The sequence below is a fragment of the Nocardia jinanensis genome (assembly GCF_014645735.1).
Classification (GTDB): Bacteria; Actinomycetota; Actinomycetes; order Mycobacteriales; family Mycobacteriaceae; genus Nocardia; species Nocardia jinanensis.
In genome coordinates, this window is record NZ_BMMH01000003.1 from 307690 (window position 1) to 324950 (window position 17261).

General features: G+C 67.6%; 15 protein-coding genes. 7 read left to right on the forward strand and 8 right to left on the reverse strand.

The features are described 5' to 3' along the window. Window positions 1-159 precede the first annotated feature (159 nt). The 4 genes from IEY68_RS10280 to IEY68_RS10295 are packed head-to-tail and all read left to right on the forward strand — an operon-like array spanning window position 160 to window position 2928. A complete protein-coding gene (locus IEY68_RS10280; RefSeq protein WP_058854961.1) occupies window positions 160-735 on the forward strand; it encodes an RNA polymerase sigma factor in 576 nt (191 codons plus the stop codon). Continuing rightward, window positions 716-1114: a hypothetical protein gene (locus tag IEY68_RS10285; RefSeq protein WP_199804937.1), complete on the forward strand. Its 399-nt coding sequence runs from the start codon at window positions 716-718 to the stop codon at window positions 1112-1114. The genes IEY68_RS10280 and IEY68_RS10285 overlap by 20 nt, the downstream gene beginning before the upstream one ends. A 43-nt stretch (window positions 1115-1157) precedes the next feature. Next, window positions 1158-2153: a GlxA family transcriptional regulator gene (locus IEY68_RS10290; RefSeq protein ID WP_058854962.1), complete on the forward strand. Its 996-nt coding sequence runs from the start codon at window positions 1158-1160 to the stop codon at window positions 2151-2153. A gap of 10 nt (window positions 2154-2163) precedes the next feature. Then, a complete protein-coding gene (locus IEY68_RS10295) occupies window positions 2164-2928 on the forward strand; it encodes a DJ-1/PfpI family protein (protein ID WP_058854963.1) in 765 nt (254 codons plus the stop codon). Between the two features lie 91 nt (window positions 2929-3019). Here IEY68_RS10295 and IEY68_RS10300 read toward each other — a convergent pair whose 3' ends face one another. Together IEY68_RS10300 and IEY68_RS10305 are read right to left on the reverse strand one after the other, a co-directional pair. Further along, window positions 3020-3805, reverse strand: coding sequence for an SDR family NAD(P)-dependent oxidoreductase (locus IEY68_RS10300; protein WP_058854964.1), 786 nt, complete (start codon window positions 3803-3805; stop codon window positions 3020-3022). 232 nt (window positions 3806-4037) lie between these two features. Further along, a complete protein-coding gene (locus tag IEY68_RS10305; RefSeq protein ID WP_058854965.1) occupies window positions 4038-5633 on the reverse strand; it encodes a WXG100 family type VII secretion target in 1596 nt (531 codons plus the stop codon). 147 nt (window positions 5634-5780) lie between these two features. Here IEY68_RS10305 and IEY68_RS10310 point away from each other — a divergent pair, with 147 nt between their 5' ends. Next, on the forward strand, window positions 5781-8828 hold the full coding sequence (locus tag IEY68_RS10310) for a hypothetical protein (protein WP_189094197.1): 3048 nt from the start codon (window positions 5781-5783) through the stop codon (window positions 8826-8828). Between the two features lie 131 nt (window positions 8829-8959). On the opposite strand, the gene IEY68_RS10315 is transcribed toward IEY68_RS10310, so the two are convergent. Together IEY68_RS10315 and IEY68_RS10320 are read right to left on the reverse strand one after the other, a co-directional pair. Continuing rightward, complete coding sequence (locus IEY68_RS10315; RefSeq protein WP_199804851.1) at window positions 8960-10198, reverse strand: MFS transporter; 1239 nt, start codon at window positions 10196-10198, stop codon at window positions 8960-8962. A gap of 71 nt (window positions 10199-10269) precedes the next feature. Further along, entirely contained in the window at window positions 10270-10887 is a 618-nt protein-coding gene (locus IEY68_RS10320) for a TetR/AcrR family transcriptional regulator (RefSeq protein WP_058852964.1), read from the reverse strand. A 103-nt stretch (window positions 10888-10990) separates the two neighbouring features. Between IEY68_RS10320 and IEY68_RS10325 the strand changes: the two genes are divergently transcribed. After that, window positions 10991-11458, forward strand: a complete 468-nt coding sequence (locus IEY68_RS10325) for an Rv1443c family protein (protein ID WP_058852965.1) — start codon at window positions 10991-10993, stop codon at window positions 11456-11458. Window positions 11459-11473: 15 nt separating this feature from the next. On the opposite strand, the gene IEY68_RS10330 is transcribed toward IEY68_RS10325, so the two are convergent. The 4 genes from IEY68_RS10330 to IEY68_RS10345 form a co-directional block, all read right to left on the reverse strand. Further along, entirely contained in the window at window positions 11474-12007 is a 534-nt protein-coding gene (locus tag IEY68_RS10330) for a DUF3145 domain-containing protein (protein ID WP_058852971.1), read from the reverse strand. 95 nt (window positions 12008-12102) lie between these two features. Further along, window positions 12103-12933 (reverse strand): serine hydrolase domain-containing protein, encoded by an 831-nt coding sequence (locus IEY68_RS10335; protein WP_058852966.1) that lies wholly within the window; start codon window positions 12931-12933, stop codon window positions 12103-12105. A gap of 232 nt (window positions 12934-13165) precedes the next feature. Next, window positions 13166-14296 (reverse strand): NDMA-dependent alcohol dehydrogenase, encoded by a 1131-nt coding sequence (locus IEY68_RS10340; protein ID WP_058852967.1) that lies wholly within the window; start codon window positions 14294-14296, stop codon window positions 13166-13168. 304 nt (window positions 14297-14600) lie between these two features. Further along, window positions 14601-15656 carry a phosphotransferase family protein gene (locus tag IEY68_RS10345; RefSeq protein ID WP_058852968.1) on the reverse strand — a complete coding sequence of 352 codons (1056 nt, stop codon included), beginning with the start codon at window positions 15654-15656 and terminating at the stop codon, window positions 14601-14603. Between the two features lie 88 nt (window positions 15657-15744). Between IEY68_RS10345 and pabB the strand changes: the two genes are divergently transcribed. Beyond that, on the forward strand, window positions 15745-17217 hold the full coding sequence (gene pabB / locus IEY68_RS10350) for an aminodeoxychorismate synthase component I (protein WP_229718697.1): 1473 nt from the start codon (window positions 15745-15747) through the stop codon (window positions 17215-17217). Window positions 17218-17261 lie beyond the last annotated feature (44 nt).

A 17261-nucleotide genomic window follows, 5' to 3' on the forward strand; every position in this document is an offset into this window, starting at 1 on the left:
CGCCGGCGAATCCTTCGGCGCGGTCCGAGCCTCTTATATTCGTCCCGATAGACGTCGGGACGGATAGGGAGGTTGTCGTGATCATCGGTATCGGTATCGCCGTCTGGCTGGTGCTGCTCTGCACGTGCGTGTTCGTCATGAGACGCAAACGAGCTGGGCGTGGCTGATTCGACCTGGCCCGCCGCACAGTTGATCGTCGCCGCGCAGGGTGGTGACGTCGATGCGCTCGCCGCGTTGGTGTCGGGCTCGCATCCGAATATTCAGCGCTTCGCCCGCTCCCTGTGCGCCACTCCGGAGGATGCCGAGGACGCGGCGCAGGAGGCCCTGATCATCCTGTATCGCAAGATCGGGATGCTGCGGGCCTCCGGCGCTCTGGCGGCATGGATGTTCCGCATCGTCCGCAACGAATGCCTGCGACGCGCGCGGAACAGGCTGCCGGACCACACACCGTGGCAGGACACCGCCGTAGCCGCCTCGGCCGAGGACGAGGTGCTGCAACGGCTGCAAGCGGGCAGGGTGGCGGCGGCGGTCGCCGCTCTGCCCCCGGACCAACGCCGCGTGCTGATCATGCGCGATATCCAGGGCTACAGCGGGCGGATGGTCGCCGATGCGCTGGGCTTGAACGTGCCGGCGATGAAATCCCGTCTGCACCGGGCCCGCGCGGCGGTCCGACAAGCACTACAGGCCATATCCGACCCGGCTCCCGGAGGAAAAGATGACCGGAAAAAACCTTGACGCTCCCGATTTCGCGAGCGCGTCCTTGCCCGAGCACCTGGTGCGCGGCGCGGTGGGCTTCGGCGCGCTGATCGGCTCGGTCGGGCTGATCCCGATCGTCGGACCGGTCGGCCTGATGCTCCTGCCCGTCGCTCTGATCGCGCTGCGTGGTTGCCCGACGTGCTGGGCTGTCGGGCTGATGCAGACCCTTTCGAGGGGCCGGCTGGAGCGCTCCTGCGATGACGGCCGGTGCAAGCTGTCCGTCGCCGGTCACGACAAGCACCGCGAGCCGGTCGCTTCCCAGTCGCTCGGCAACGGACAGTCGTTCGGCTACAGTGCGCCGCTTCGGGCGCCGACAGCCGGTTGTGCCGGCGCGGGGAATTGGCTGAAATCGCCATGAACTTGTCCTTGCCGCCATTCGGCGTTGCGGCGACGATCTGTGTGTGCAGAGTGCAGCCGCGGTCCGCGAGGTCGTAGTCATCGTCTTCGACGGCTGCGCCCTGCTCGATGTGGCCGGTCCGACCGATGTCTTCTCGGCCGCCTCGCTGCTGGGTACAGGCCCGGGCTACCGGGCCGTGCTGGCGTCGCCGGACGGGAAGCCGGTGCGCACGGAGAGCGGCATCACCCTCGGCGCGGATATCCCGATCCGTGCGGCCACAAGACGGCCCGCAATCGATACGTTGCTCGTCGCCGGGGGGCTGGGCGTGTATCGCTTCGCCGACGACCATCCGGCCGCGCTGGGAGATCTCCGGCGTATCTCGGCTACCGCGCGGCGCACCACGTCGGTGTGCTCGGGCGCGGAAATCCTTGCCAGGGCCGGGCTGCTCGACGGTTATCGGGCGACCACGCATTGGGCGGCGTGTGAGTCGCTGCGGGACAACTATCCGCTCATCGATGTCGAGCACGACGCCATCTATGTCCACGACCGCGACCGGTGGACCTCCGCCGGCGTCACCGCCGGCATCGACCTCGCGCTGGCGCTGGTCGAGGCCGATTACGGTCCGGAGACCGCACACCGCGCGGCGAGCTGGCTCGTGGTCTTTCTGCGCCGCCCCGGTGGGCAATCGCAGTTCAGCGTGCATATGCGCAGCGCTTCGGCGCGCACCCCCGCGCTCGTCGAGCTGCAGCGCTGGCTGCCCGAGCATCTCGGCGAGGACCTGTCTGTGGACACTCTCGCATCCCGGGTGGCTATGAGCCCGCGCAATTTCGCGCGCGTATTCCGTAAGGAGGTCGGCGTCACGCCGGCAGTTCTCGTCGAGTCGTTGCGCGTGGAGGCAGCCAAGATTCTGCTCGAGACGACAGATCTGCTCGTCCCTGCCATCGCGACCCGTGTGGGGTTCGGACGGCCCGAGACCCTGTACCGGGCATTCGCCCGTCGCGCGGCGACCACACCCGGTCGATATCGCCAGCATTTCCAGACCACACCGAAGGCCTCGTGAAGGAGTAATCATGCAGATCGCGATTGTCGTCTACCCCGGCATGACCGCGCTGGACATCGTCGGACCCTACGAAGTGCTCCGGTTCATCCCCGGAGCGGAGCTGCGCTTCGTATCGGCCGAGCCCGGTCCCGTGATCGCCGACAGCGGCATCTTCGTGATGGCGGCGACACATTCGTACGACGAAACCCCGGCACCCGATATCGTCCTGATCGGCGGATCCGGTACCGCCAGCGCCACGATCGCCAAGGATCGCCGGTTGCTCGAATGGCTGCGGCGAGTGCACGAGACCACGCAGTGGACTGCGTCGGTCTGCACCGGCTCGGTCGTACTGGCCAGCGCCGGCCTGCTCGACGGTCAGCCCGCCACCACGCACTGGGCGGAGCTGACGGTGCTCGAGGGACTCGGCGCCCGGCCGGTACGCGACGAACGGATCGTGCACGCCGGCAAGATCGTCACCGGTGCCGGTGTCTCGGCCGGCATCGACCTGGCCCTGTGGCTGGTCGGCAAAGTCGCCGGGGACGATGTGGCTCGTGCCGCTCAGCTGGTGATCGAGTACGACCCGCGCCCTCCTTACGACAGCGGGAGCCGGGCCAAGGCGAATGCTGCCACCAAACGCGGCGTCGCTGCGATCGTCGGCCGGGAGGCCGCGAAGCTCGCGGCGAACGAGCCGGGCGCGCTCGTTCGTGAATCCGTTGCCCTCTCGGGACTTGCGTGGCGAACCGCACTACACAAGGCCCGCCGCTCCGCGCGGCGCCGCGTTCGCCGACCTGCATGAACACTGAATCAGGACGTGTATCGAAGTAGCTGATGGGTGGCGGGGCGCGCGGATCCGGTCGAGGCTCAACCGGCCCTCCACTTCGCGCCGATCAGGTACCGGAGGCCATACCGCCGGTCACCCGCAGTGTTTCACCGGTGATGAACCGGGCCCGATCCGAGGTCAGGTACAGCATCGCCTCGACCACATCGGCTTCCGCACCGTCGGTATCGATGAACTGCATCGCCTTCACGCGTTGCTGTACCGCGTCGGGCAATTCGGCGCGGATGGTGTCGGTGAAGATCATGCCGGGTGAGATCGCGTTGACCCGGATACCGTCGGCGCCGAGTTCTCGGGCGAACGTGATGGTCAGTCCGGCAACGGCGAGTTTCGATGTGCCGTAGGCGGTGCCGCCCAGATGCGCTGCCGCCGAGGCGATATTGACGATGCTGGCTCCGGCCCGGTGGACCATATGCGGCTGGGCAGCGAGGGTACAGGCGATCACGCCTACGACATTGACCTCGAAGAGCCGGCGCGTCTTCGCCGGACCCATCTCCCGGATGGGTTTGCTGTACTCGTCGCTGTGCAGACCTGCGTTGTTGATGAGGATGTCGATTCCGCCGTGGACGGCAGCGGCCCGGCCCATGATCGCGTTCATGGCGGCCTCGTCGGTGACGTCGCCGGCGAAACCGGTCGCGGATCCTCCGGAGTGCCGGATATCGGTCGCCGTTTGCTCGACCGCCGCGGCATCGATATCGATGAGGACGACGGCGGCGCCTTCGCCGGCGAGGGCGGTCCCGAACGCTTTGCCGAAGCCGCGGGCGCCACCGGTGACGACCGCCGTCGTTCCGGCCCGCGGTCCCGGCGCGGCGCCGTGTCGGCGATTCCGTTGCGTCATGCCGGACTCCTTCCGTGCCGGACAACTCGAGCCACGAGAGAACAGAACTCTTACACAGAAGAATTCGACTCCGTTCCGCGACGTTAGCATTGCCGCGTCCGATCGGGCACAGGCTTCCGCCTTCGGCCGCCCTGCGACCCCGTAGGCGCACTCCGCACATGGACCAGAGCTACGACGGGGAGGGCAAGGACGCAGAACCATGTACACACCTTCGGCCTGTGACGATCGAACGTCATACCGGTCGAATGCCCTGCCCGGTGTCGGCCGATTGTTCGGCACCGGCCACCAGGAGGTGGGACAGTACATGCGCGGGCGGCGCGGCCCGGCCGGGGGCCAGAACGACGCCGGTGAAAGCCTCGGATAGCGCCGGACCCGGGTCCAGTTGCCGCCCATGAAAACTCCGGCCCGGCAGCTGCGCGCGCCAGCGTCGGTATCCGGTCACGGTTCGGCGCAACGAGTACTTCTCGTGGGGGTCGGCCTGGGACAGATACGCGGTGATCAGGGCACGTTGCGCGCCGGTGCGGGCGCGGTGCGCGCCGATGGAGTCCAGCAGCGCACCCAGTTCCCGCACGACCAGGGAGTAGACCGGCCGCTCGGCGCATCCGGCGGCGAAGAGTCCCGCCTGCTCGGCGTCGGTGATCAGCTGGTGCAGATCAGCCGGAGCTGTGGCGGCTCGGTAGGACAGAGTGATTCGCGGACAGTGCGGAAACCCGTCGTGGTGGACCAGGTCCGGGAGTTCACCGAAACCGATGGCGGATAAGCCGATCATCGGATATCTGGGCAGCAGATCGCCGACCGCGGCGGCTACTTCGATCAGCACTTCGTCGGGAATCCCCGGTGTATCGAAACCGAACCCTCGCACCCCGTACCGCTCGGCGAGTTCTCCGACCAGGCGGGCCGCGAGCGATTCATCCGCCACTGCGTCGTCCGGCCGGGAGGGCCGGACGATCCGGTCCGGTTGTCGTGGCGCGATCGGGCCGGGCAACCGCGGCGGGGTGTCCGACGTGGCCCGAGTACTGATCAGCGGGCGGCCGCCGGTCGCGGTGGACCACGGTGACGGTTTTCCCGGCTTGGTGGTAGCAGTTGCCGAGGCCTGGTCGGCACCGGTGCGCGAAACGGTGGTTCGATCATCGCGGGCGGCAGCCGACCGTTCGATCCACGGGCCCGGGGTCTGCCTCGTATTCAGCCTGCCCGCCGGCGTCGGCCGGGCGGCGCCGGTCCGGCTCGTGACAGTGTTCGGTGCGTCGGCCGCCCTGGTATCCATCGGGCCGGTGGTCGACCGGGCGGGCATCGCCTCCCCCGGTAGTCGATCGGGGGACGGTGTGGGCGCGGTGGCGTTGTCCGCGACCGGGTTCGACGGCTCGGGTATCGCTCCGGGCAGATTCGGCGTACGGGCCGGATTCGCCGATCGGCTCGCTGCCGGTGCGCCGGTGACCGGCCGGGCCGAATCGGGCGCGCGGTCGACAGCGTGCAACGGTGTACCTTGTTGCGGCGGAGCCAGTTCCGTCGGCGCGGTATCTGGTTGGAGGACGGCGCGGGCCGACACCAGGTCGACGCTTTCGAATACGCCTGTCACAGCCCGCAGCTCGTCCCCCGTCTGTTGCAGCGCCCGGGTCAGATCGTCCAGATCCCCCAAGGCCTGCGCTTCGTCCGGACAGTAGGTCTCGGCGAAGGCTCGACCGGTGTCGTCACCACCCCAGGGCCGGCCCGTCAGATCCACCGCGTCGCGGAGACGCCGCAGAATATCCGCGGCCTCGGCGCCGATTCGGTCGAACTCCGGCGCGGCGGCGTGCAGCCTGTCCGGCTTGGCCCGGAACTTTTCAGCCATACCATCACTCCGCCGTCTCGAAGTATGTAATGCACACGCGCACTACAGTATTCAGATCCACGGAGTTCTCAGCGCTGAGAATCAGCGTGAGCACGCGGCGGTTTACTGATACCGCGAACGCCCAGGAATACACGAACGGGAAGCACCGTGGCAGACACAGCCGAATTGATGGCGGAGATACCCGGCGCCCTGATCGACCTGGTGATCGGGGAAATACCGGAGCTCGACGACGAGATGACACGTGCTCGTGGCGACGCGGCGATCCTGGCGGGCAACGAGCTCGAGGCACTAGCCGCGCGATACGAGCTCTCCGCGCTGCGAACAGTGGGCGCTCTCGACGGTGACGCTGGTAGAGCTCTCGCCGAACGCCACCGCGGCAAGGTCGAATGCACGCGTGCGCAAGCCACCGTCCTGAAAGACCTGGGGCACCAGTGCCACGCGGCAGCCGATGCCGCCGCCCGGACTCGCCACCTGGTCATCATCACGGGCATCGCCCTGGGCATGCAGCTGATGTGGGATGCGCTGCTGTTCTTCCAGGGCGGCGGAGTCAAGGCACTGTCGGATCGACTCGCCGCCGAACAGACCATGCGTACGGCAGTGGCGCAATTGGTGCGTACCACGGCCGAGCAGGGTGCTGCGGCGGCAGCCCGACGGGCCGGATTGCGGGCCGCGGCGCTCGATGCCGGCAAGGCTGCCGGAGTCGGTGCTCTGTTCGGTGCAGGTACCGGCGTCCCCGCGCAGCTATGGGATATAGCGAGCGGGGTGCGTGGGCGATTCGATACCGGATCACTGCTGGAACTCACGGCCGCGGCTGCATTCGGCGGTATGTTCGGCGCGGAAGTGGGTCGCCGGCTGGCCCCCGTGTTGCTGAAGCGGCTGGCTCCCTCCGCCGGGGCCGGTGAATTCCGCCTTTTCGCCGCGCATCTGGGCGGCACGATGCTGCTCGGAAGTGCCGGTGGACTGGCCGGTGGTGCGGCAAGCACAATTCCGTCGTTGATCATCCATCGTGACCAGTACAACAGCCTCGGTGAGATGTTCGCGGTGGTGCGCGACAATGCCGTTGCCGGATTCGCCGGCGGATTCGTGGAGGCGGCCGGCGCCGGCATCCGGGTACACACCGCGGGCCCCGACGCACTACGCAGTCTCGATACCGATCCCCCGAAACTCGATGATTCGGGCGGCTCTCCCAGGGGTCCGGAAGACCCCCGGCGGCCATCCGGGGTGCTGCCGCCCGAGAACACCGGCCGCCCACTGAAAGAACCGGACGGTCCGCCCGCCGATATCGACGCCGAGATCCGGAACAGATCGGCAGACCAGGAGTCGAACACTCCATCCGAGGCTGATCACCTACCCGAACAGAGTGTCTCCGAACCTGATTCGCTGCGCCGTGCCGACGATGCCACGCCGCCGGAGGGGCGTTCCGATGACATCGTCCGGACCGATCCCCCCGCGAAACCCGCCACAGATACCGCGGACTCGGCCCATACCCCACCGATCCGCGATCCCGACGCCCCCGCCCGACCGGGCTCCGCCGTACCGCGGCCCGCGAACGACGACGGCGCCGGCCTCCGGCCCTCGCACGGCGAGAAGCCGCAGAACCGTTCACCGTGGACCGCCGACCGTCCAGCCGCCGCGAGGCTCCGAGCGGCCGACGCTCCTCCGTCGCCGTGGAACCGGACCGCCGATCCGGCGTCCGGGATGGCGAACCGGCCGGAAGGAGCGTCGGTCGATCCGGCGACACTGGACACCGCCCCGCCGACGGCCCCGGATCTCGGGCCCCGGCGGGCCGATGAGGAGATCGGCCGCACCGCCGATCCGATGGATGCGACCGGCGCACCCGAATCCGCTCCCGCCGCCGACCCCGGCCCGGAAACCTCCGGTGATCGGGCCGACCGCATCGGTTCCGATGACACACACCCCGACGACAAGCAGGGGGACGACAACGACACCGCGGAGGACACCGACACCACGGCCGACGGCCCCGACCACAGTGGCCCGACGGAGTGGAGCCCATCGGTCGAGATCCGGCGAGAGATCGTCTCCCGTGTGCGCGCGTTCCAGAAAGAAGGGATGCAGGCGGTCCTCGCCGATCCGGCTCAGGGCCGGGCTGCGATCGCGGAACTGGGACGGCGATTCGTCACCGAGGACGTCGCGCTCAATATCAAGGGCGCCCGCGTGGAGATGCCGCTGTCCCAGCTGTTTCCACCCGATCAGATCGCCTATATGCGGTATTCGATGGAACGCTCGATCGCATCCGGATGTGTTCAGTTCAAGATCGGCGAATCGGCATTGAATCTCATGCTGCGTCATCCCGAGCAGGTCCGGGCGGCGCTTACGGCGTCGTATGAGAACGAACCACCCGCCTATGCGGCCAGCTGGCTGGACGACCACTATGTCATGCACGCTCAGGACGGCTATCCGCGGTCGGGCGGTCAACACGCGTTCCTACAGGCCGCGGTCGGGTTTCTCGACGCGGGTTGGGAAGCGGTCGATCCGGTATGGCGCGATATCGCCGCCATCAAGGATGAACGATCGGCCGCTCGCACTCCCATCCTCGATGCCATCCCGCCGGAGCGGCGAGCCGACTTGGATCTGCCCGCCCACTTCGTCGACGATGACGTACCGCCCATTGCCCCCGGGGATAGATCCGTACTGAGCGCGGCAACCAATATGACCAGTGTGCAGCAGGTGATGCGAGGTTTCGTGGACAGCCTCGGCAACCATACGGATACGATCGCGGGCACCCCGTGGGCCGATATCCAGCATGCCGTGATCCAGTCCCCGCAGAAGTTCAGTGTGATGGCCGGCGTCACCTTCACCACGCTCGGCGAGTTCACCGAACCACGCAGACCACCGCAGTTCGACATCAGATTCGACGAGGAGACCGCACACATCGCCTCGATCACCGTCGCGGGCGAGGCCAAGGAGGCTCGCGCGAAGAACCGACCCGGTTTCTGCCCCGGTTTCCAATCACTGGAGACCAGCGGCATCCAGGCGGCCGCCACCACCCGGCAGATGGAATCCGTGCGAGAAGTGCTCGACGACACGCCGAATCGGAGTGTTTCCGGGTCCAATACGTTGATGCAGGTCGGTTCGCTGTTGCTCCCGTTGCTCGCGCGTGACTACCCCCACCTAGGGCTCACCACCCCGACGATCGTCGATCGGCTGATCGAGCAGCGCGGGCAGAACCCGTAGGCGCCCTGAGGCGCCGGACGGGCCACACCATGAACAGGGCGATGCACTGACTACCCGGTGACCTTCGCCGACTCGTCCGCTCGGCCCGACCGCTCTGCGCGGTCGGGCCGAGCCGGCAGGCATCCGGGCAGCTACGCGTCCGCGTACTGGAGTTCGGCCTTTCCACCCTGCTGCGCCTCGTGCCGCAGGTAGGGGGACCGCAGCGCCGGGGCGATCGCGGCTATCGCCAGGACCGCCAGTGCGACACCCAGTACCAGCGGTGCCCGTAGTCCGAAAGTGGGCACCAGGCTCGAACCGATGGCCGAACCGACGATGACCCCGAGCGTGATGAAGGAGGTGTGGACCGTGTTCACCACGACCCCGGTACCGCCCGCGCGCTGGACCCGTACCGCCATGGCCGGATTCATCGTCACGCCCACCAACCCGATGCCGAGCATGAACAGCACCGCCAGCGGCCGGGAACCCGTGCAGACGGCGAAACCGGTGAGGAACACGATATTGAGCAAGGTGCCGGTCAGGAGTGTGCCGACGGTGTGCCGATCCGCGAGACGCCCCACGACCGCATTACCCACCACCGTCGCGGCACCGTAGGCGAGCAGTAGCAGGGGAACCGCGCCCTCCCCGAATCCGGTGAGACGAGTGAGAACCGGGGTGAGGAAGCTGAATACGGAGAAAGTCGCGCCGATGATCAGGGTGCTGGAGAGCAGCGCCAGGAGCAGTTCGGGACGACGGAGCGCACGCAGTTCGGTGGCCATCGAGGGAGCCGGGTCGTTTTCGGTTTCGGCCGGTCGGCCGGGTTCCCGTACGAAGACCAGCGTGAGCGCCGCCGCCAGCGCTGTCAGGACGGCCACCGTCCAGAACGCAGCCTGCCACCCCAGCCGGCCGCCGACGAAGGTGGCCAGCGGTAGACCGAGCAGCGTGCCCAGCATGAGCCCGCTCATCGCGACGGATACGGCCCGGCCACGGATCTGTTCGTCGACGAGCCGCAGGGCTAGCGAAACGGCCAAGCCGAAGAACGCCTGCGCGGCGATACCGGTCACCACGCGGGCGACGACCATTACCGCGTAGGAGGGAGCCAGCGCGGCCAGTAGATTTCCGGCGAAGAAGATCGCGAAGACGATCATGATCGCGGGCTTCGGCGGTATCCGCAGCAGCGCCAGGATCAGAACGGGACCGCCGAGCGCCATCGCGGCGGCGAAGACCGTGACGAGATAACCGATCTGCGCGATTCCGGTGTGCAGGCTCTCGGCCAATTGCGGCATGAGACCGGCGACCGCGAATTCGCTGGTGACCATCGCGAAAATACCTACCGCGAGTACATAGACCGCTGCCGGCACCACAGTGGTGCGGGCGGACGAGGACGGAATCAAAGGAATCTCCTGATTTGTAACGAATAGTTCAAAATGCGCCCACGGCAACGGGCCGATGGGCCCGTTCCGCTTCAGTCGTCCAGCCGCCCCGGCCGCAGCGCACGCAATGCCGCTGCGATGATCTCGTCGCACCATCCGGCCGCGACCCGGCCCTGCGACGACACCCGCAGACCCGCGACCGCGGAATTCACGAAGGCCGCGAGCCCTTCGGCGGAAACACTCGTGGTGACCTCCCCTGTCGCCTGCCCTACCCGGAGCACCGCCGCCAGCATCGCCAGGCGCGCGGCCGTGTCACGGCCGATACGTTCGATACTCCCCTGGTGCTCGGGGTCGTCGGCCAGCTCGGTCACCGTGTTCACCGCGAGACATCCGCGCGGCGCTCCGGTGGCAGTCCGTTCCGCCTCCTCGGCCGCGACCGCCCGGAGCATCGCCTCGATACGTTCGACCACCCCGCGATCGGAATCGCCGATGATCTCCTCGGTGCGCGCCAGCGTCCGGCCCAGATATGCCTCGAGACACTGCGCGAACAGTTCATCTTTGCTGCCGAAGGTGTTGTAGAGGCTACTGCGCCCCAAACCTGTTGCGCGACAGAGATCCTCGGCGCTGGTCGCGTGCAGTCCGGCACGCCGGAACTGGAGCGTCGCGGCGTCGACGACCTGTTCCTGATCGAAGTTCCGGGGGCGGGCCATACGCTCACCATAAACCATTATGTAACGAACTGTCCATAATTGGATGGACCTCGCCGCTCACCGGTCCATTGCCCGCCGCGACGCCGTTCGTCATCATGGGTCGATGAGCAAGGTCACGCTGTCGACCGAACTACCGATCCCCGCCCGGGACGCCTGCCTGCTGGCCCAGCGCCCGGAACTTTTCGAATACGTTGTCGCTCCCCTGCTCCGGGTCCCCGGCCTGCTGTTTCCCGATCAGATCGTGCCGGGCGCGTCGGGCGCGGCCCGGCTGTGGTGGTTCGGCGTGATACCGAGCTGGACCCATCGGCTCACTCTGGTGCATGTGGGCGCCACCGAGATCTACACGAACGAGAGCGGCGGACCGGTGCGGGTCTGGAACCATCGCCTCACCTTCACCCCCGTCGGCGAGACCAGCTGCCGCTACACCGACGAGGTCGAGATCGAGAACGGCTGGCGCGGACCGGGCATCCGGTTGTTCGTCCGGCTGATGTTCCGCCATCGGCAACGTCGCTGGCGGGAGCTGACCCGGGTCCTGGCCGCCGCCGGATGGGCGGGACCGACCAGGACCTGACAGAAGGATCCGCACTCAGCCGACGTCGCGGCGCAACCAGGTGACCTCGGCGCCCGCATTGCCGGTCCGGTAGACCTCGAGGTCCTCGTCCCAGGCCGTACCCAGGGTCCGATCGAGTTCGCCCGCCAGATCGAATCCCGAGTGCCGGCCCAGTTCACGATCGGCCTGCAGCAGGACCCGTAGCCGCATCTCGCCGACCATCACATCTCCGTTGGCACTGGTGGAGCCGTGCCACAGACCCAAGGCGGGGACGAAACTGTAGCGCTCGCCGTCGACGCCCTCACTGGGATCTTCGGTCACCTCGAACCGCAGGACCGGCCAGGAACGCAGGGACTGCGCGATACGGGAGGCGGTACCTACCGGGCCCATCCATTCGGTCGTTGCCCGGAGTTGCCCAGGGGCCGCGGGTTGCGCGGTCCAGCGCAGACCGGAGGGGGCGCCGAGAGCGGCCGCGAGTGCCCATTCGATATGTGGGCACAGCGCGGTGGGCGACGAGTGGATGTACACCACACCCGCCGTGGCCTCCGCGTATCGGGACGATGCGCGCACCTCTACACCTCCGGTTTCGACGATGCTCGTCTTCCCCAACGGGTACGTCGAAAAGGCGTTGCCCGAGTGTACTCGAGTGCCCGGAGTTACACGTGTTACTTCGGTGCCGTGTTGCGGGCGAGTGTGGTCTCCGCGAGAACCGAATCGCTGAACGGAGGCCATACTTCGCGCGACCAATCACCGAAATTCTCGTCGCTCAAGGCCACACAGGCCACGTCGTATCGCGGGTCCACCCACAGGAACGTCCCCGACTGGCCGAAATGACCGAAAGTCGCGGGCGAGTTGGTGGTGCCGGTCCAGTGCGGCGATTTACCGTCCCGGATCTCGAAACCGAGGCCCCAATCGTTGGGCCGCTGTGAGCCGAAACCGGGCAGCACACCATTGCTGCCCGGAAACTGGACGGTAGTGGCTTCGGTGCGGGTCTGCGCCGAGACGAGCCGCGGTTCGAGAAGTTCGGCGGCGAAACGCAAGAGGTCGGCGAGGGTGGACTGCGCGCCGTGCCCGGCCGACCCCGTCAACTCGGAACCGGACATGCCCAGTGGTTCGAATACGGCCTCACGCAGGTACTCCGGAAAGGGGATACCGGTGTGCTCGGTGACCGAATCGGCCAGTAGTTCGAATCCCGCGCTCGAATAGATCCGCTTGGCACCGGGCCGGGCGAGGATATCGGTGGTGTCGAAGGCCACCCCGGAGGTGTGGGCGAGCAGGTGCCGGACGGTCGAACCGGGCGGCCCGGCAGGCTGATCGAGTTCGATCGCCCCTTCTTCCACGGCCACCAGCACCGCGTACGCGACCAGGGGTTTGGTAACCGACGCGAGCCGGAAGACCCGATCGGGATCACCGGCCGACCACCGGCCGTCCCGGGTGACCACACCCGCCGACGCATGCCGGACCGGCCATTGCTGGATCTGCTCGAGTGCGCGCACACCCCGAGGTTACGAGACGCCGCCGGGCGGACGGAATCCACCCGAGCGAATACGGGAGAGGAATTCACCGCACAGTTGCTGGTCGGCCTGCCGTTCGCCGGAATCCTGCTGTGGCGGAGGAGATGAGCGGCTCGGTGGAAATCGAGCACCACCGAGCGGGCCGGTGGGCCGGGAGGTGTCCGGCCCACCGGGGGCGCACCGCGCGTCCGCCGGTCGGACCGGCGGGGCGATATCAGCGATCCGCGTCCGTGTACTTGATGATGCCGCGGATGTTCTTGCCGTCGAGCATGTCCTTGTAGCCCTGGTTCACATCCTCCAGGGAATAGCTGCGGGTGACCATATCGTCCAGGTTCAGCTGGCCCGCCTTGTACAGCGAGAGCAGCCGCGGAATGTCCTGGCGGGCGTTGCCGCCGCCGAAGATGCAGCCCTTGACCGTCTTCTGCAACATGGAAAGCAGGAAGCTGTTCAACTTCACGTCGAAGGAGTCCATCCGGCCCATCGAGGTGACGACCAGAGTTCCGGCCTTCGCGGTGAGGATCAGTCCCTCTTCGATGTACTCACCCTGCATCTCACCCATGGTGAGGATCACCTTGTCGGCCATCCGCCCCTCGGTGGCCTCCATGAGCGGAACGATGGCCTCGGCCATGCTGCTGTAGGTGTGGGTGGCGCCGAACTTCTTGGCCTGCTCCAGCTTCCACGGGTTCGGGTCGATCGCGACGACCTTCTGCGCACCGGCGAGCACCGCACCCTGCAGGGCGCTCATCCCGACGCCGCCGATTCCGACGATCGCCGCCGTATCCCCGGGCACCACATTGCCGACATGGGTGGACGAGCCGAAACCGGTGGGCACACCGCAACCGACCAGGCAGGCGACCTCGAACGGGATCTCGGGGTCGATCTTGACCACCGAACTGTGGTGCACCGTCATATACGGCGAGAACGTCCCGAGCAGGCACATCGGGATGACATCCTTGCCGCGGGCCTGGATGCGGTAGCTGCCGTCGCTGATGGACTGCCCGGACAGCAGGCCCATACCGAGATCGCACAGGGCCATATGCCCCGACACACAGGCCGGACAGCGGCCGCAGGCGGGGATGAACGACAGCACCACGTGATCGCCGACGGCGAGATCGGGCGGCGTATTGGCGCCCAGTTTGGTGATGACGCCCGCGCCCTCGTGGCCGCCCATGGCCGGGAACGACGGCATCGGAGTGGCGCCGGTGACCATGTGGTGGTCCGAATGGCACATCCCGGCGGTTTCCAGCTGGATCTGTACCTCACCGGCGCGGGGATCACCGAGTTCGATTTCCTCGACCGACCACGGTTCGTCGATCCCCCACAGGATCGCGCCCTTCGTCTTCATTCGTGTCCGACCTCTCGCATGCGCGGGCTTTCATGTGACAGCCTCCACAGTACGATACGAACTGGAACACGTTCTAGTGGTTCGGAGAAGATTTTCCCGCGAGAACTGGTCGACCGACCATTCCAGCGCGGCCGACGGTGGAAAACCACCACCGGCCGGGTCCCGGAGAGCTTCCGAATCGTCCACTTCCACCGCCGATACTCCCGAAGGCCGTCCGACGGCGGGTTACCGGCCGATGCGGCCCGGGCTCACGTCCGTGGACGCGGAACCCGCCGGGAGCCGGTCGAAATAATGAAACCTGTTCTCACTCCAGGAGTCCGCGCGCCTGCGCGAACAGTTCCAGCGTGTTCGCGTGCAGGAAATCGCCGACCTTCTTCGGCGCCTTACCCGCGAAGGACCGCGCGTAGGTGCCCTCCAGCACGATGCCGAGCTTGAAACAGGCCAGCACGGTGTACCAGGTGACCGCGCTCAGGTCGCGGTCGGAGAACTTGCCGTAGTGCTCGATCATCTCCGCACTCGTCGGCAACGATCCGGCCTCGCCGAGTTTGCCGATCAGTGCCGCACCGGAGGTACCCGGTTCCGGCCTGGTCGCGATCTGCCAGCCCAGATCCAGCAGCGGATCGCCGATGGTCGACATCTCCCAGTCGACCAGGGCCGCGACCTCGGGCCGCTCGTAGGAGAACATGATGTTCGCGAGATGGCAGTCACCGTGCAGGATGCCGGGGGTCCATTCAGCCGGCCGGTGCCGCTCCAGCCAATCCGCCACCGCTTCCAGGCCGGGGATCTGCGGGCCGGGATATCCCTCGTTCACCGAATACGACTCGAGTTCGTGCATCCAGCGGCCGACCTGGCGTTCCAGGAACCCCTCCGGCTTGCCGTAGTCGTCCAGGCCCAGCGCCCGGTAGTCCAGCGCGCCGAGCCGCGCGATGGCCTCGACCGCGGACAGTCCCATCTGCCGCCGCGCCGCCGCGTCCTCGGCGAAGGGCGCGGGCAGTTCGGTCTGCGGGTTGAAACCCTCGATCGGCTCCATCAGGTAGAAGACCGCGCCCAATACCGACTCGTCGGGTTCGGCGGCGATCACCCGCGGGGCGCGGACGTCGGTATCGGCCAGCGCTCCCAGCAGCCGCGCCTCACGGCGGATCACCTCGTTGCTCTTGGGCCGCAGATGCGCCGGGCCGCGGCGCAGCACGTAGTCGCGCCCGCCCCGGGTGAAACGCAGCATGATGTTCTGCGTTCCGCCGCCGAGCGCCTTCACCTCCTGGAACTCACCGCCGGTGAGCCCCCGCTCGTCCATCCAGTTTCCGACCACGGTGAAGTCGACGTGTTCACGATCCACGCCTACCGGCTGCGCAACAGACATGCCCGATATTGTGCCCCACCAATCCGGACGAACTGCAGGCAACCGACAACAGTTCGATACCCGGCCGCGGCGTAGGGTTCGGACCACGATGTCTTCCTCCGTGACCCTCCAGCACCACGTTCTCGAGCGGGCCGTGGACACCGAAGCGGCTTTCCTGCGGCTGTACGGTGCCTCGACGACCGCTTTCTGGCTCGACAGCGAGCATGTGGAACCGGGGCTGGACCGATTCTCCTTCCTCGGCGACGCCTCCGGGCCGCTGGCCGAGGTGGTGCGCTACCGGGTCGGCAGCGGCGCGGTCAGCGTGCACACGCGCGACGGAGGGGTCCGTGAGGAACCGGGCACGATCCTGGACTACCTGGCCGAAGCCCTGCGGACGCGATACGTCGCGCTGCCGGAGGCCCTGCCCTTCGATTTCGCGGGCGGCTACGTCGGATACCTGGGTTACGAGGTGAAGGCCGATTGCGGTGGGTCCGCCGCGCACCGGGCCCCGGCACCCGACGCGCAGTGGGTCTTCGCCGACCGGATGGTGGTGGTGGACCATCTCGCCGGACGCACGCATCTGCTGGCGCTGGCCGGAGAATCCGGCGGTGGCACGGCCCGCGCCTGGCTGCGCACCACCGCGGCGATCCTGGAGACGTTGCCCACCTGGTCGAATCCACTCTCGATCACGGGCGCACAGGACACCACCGGCCTGGAGGAACACCTGGTTCGCGGGCGGGCGCGCTATCTACGCGATATCGCCGGCTGCCGCGGCGCGCTGCGGGCCGGCGAATCCTACGAGATCACCCTCACCGACCAGCTCACCTTTCCCGCCGTCACGGGCGGACTCGACGTGTACCGGACACTGCGCCGGGCCAATCCCGCCCCCTATTCGGCCTACCTGCGGTTCGATGATCTCGAGATCGCCTGCTCCTCGCCCGAACGCTTCCTCAAGATCGACCGGAACCGCGTCGTCGAGACCAAACCGATCAAGGGCACCGCCCGCCGCGATCCCGATCCGATCGTGGACGACCGGCTGCGCCGCGCCCTCACCGAGGACCCGAAGACGCGGGCCGAGAACGTGATGATCGTGGATCTGCTGCGCAACGATCTGGGCCGGGTCTGCGAGATCGGCAGCGTGCGGGTGCGCGAACTGCTGGCCACCGAAACCTATTCGACCCTGCACCAGCTGGTCTCGACCGTACGTGGCACGCTGCGCGCGGATATCGGTGTCGTCGATTGCCTACGCGCCTGTTTCCCCGGGGGATCCATGACGGGGGCGCCCAAGATCCGGACCATGCAGCTCATCGACGCGCTCGAGACCCGGGCCCGCGGGGTGTACTCGGGGACGATCGGATTTCTCGGCCTCGGCGGCACCGCCGACCTCAATATCGTCATCCGCACCGCGGTGCGCTATGGCGGGGCCTGGCAGATCGGCGCCGGCGGTGCGATCGTGCTGGATTCGGTGGCCGAGGCCGAATACGAGGAGATGCTGCTCAAGGCCGCCGCGGTGTACCGGGCACTGGCCACGGAACCGGCCGGTGCCGCCGCGACGGCCTTCGAGGTCCCGGCAGCCGGGTGAGAACCGCAGCCGGGCGAGAAGTACTGCGGCCCACGAGAAACGAG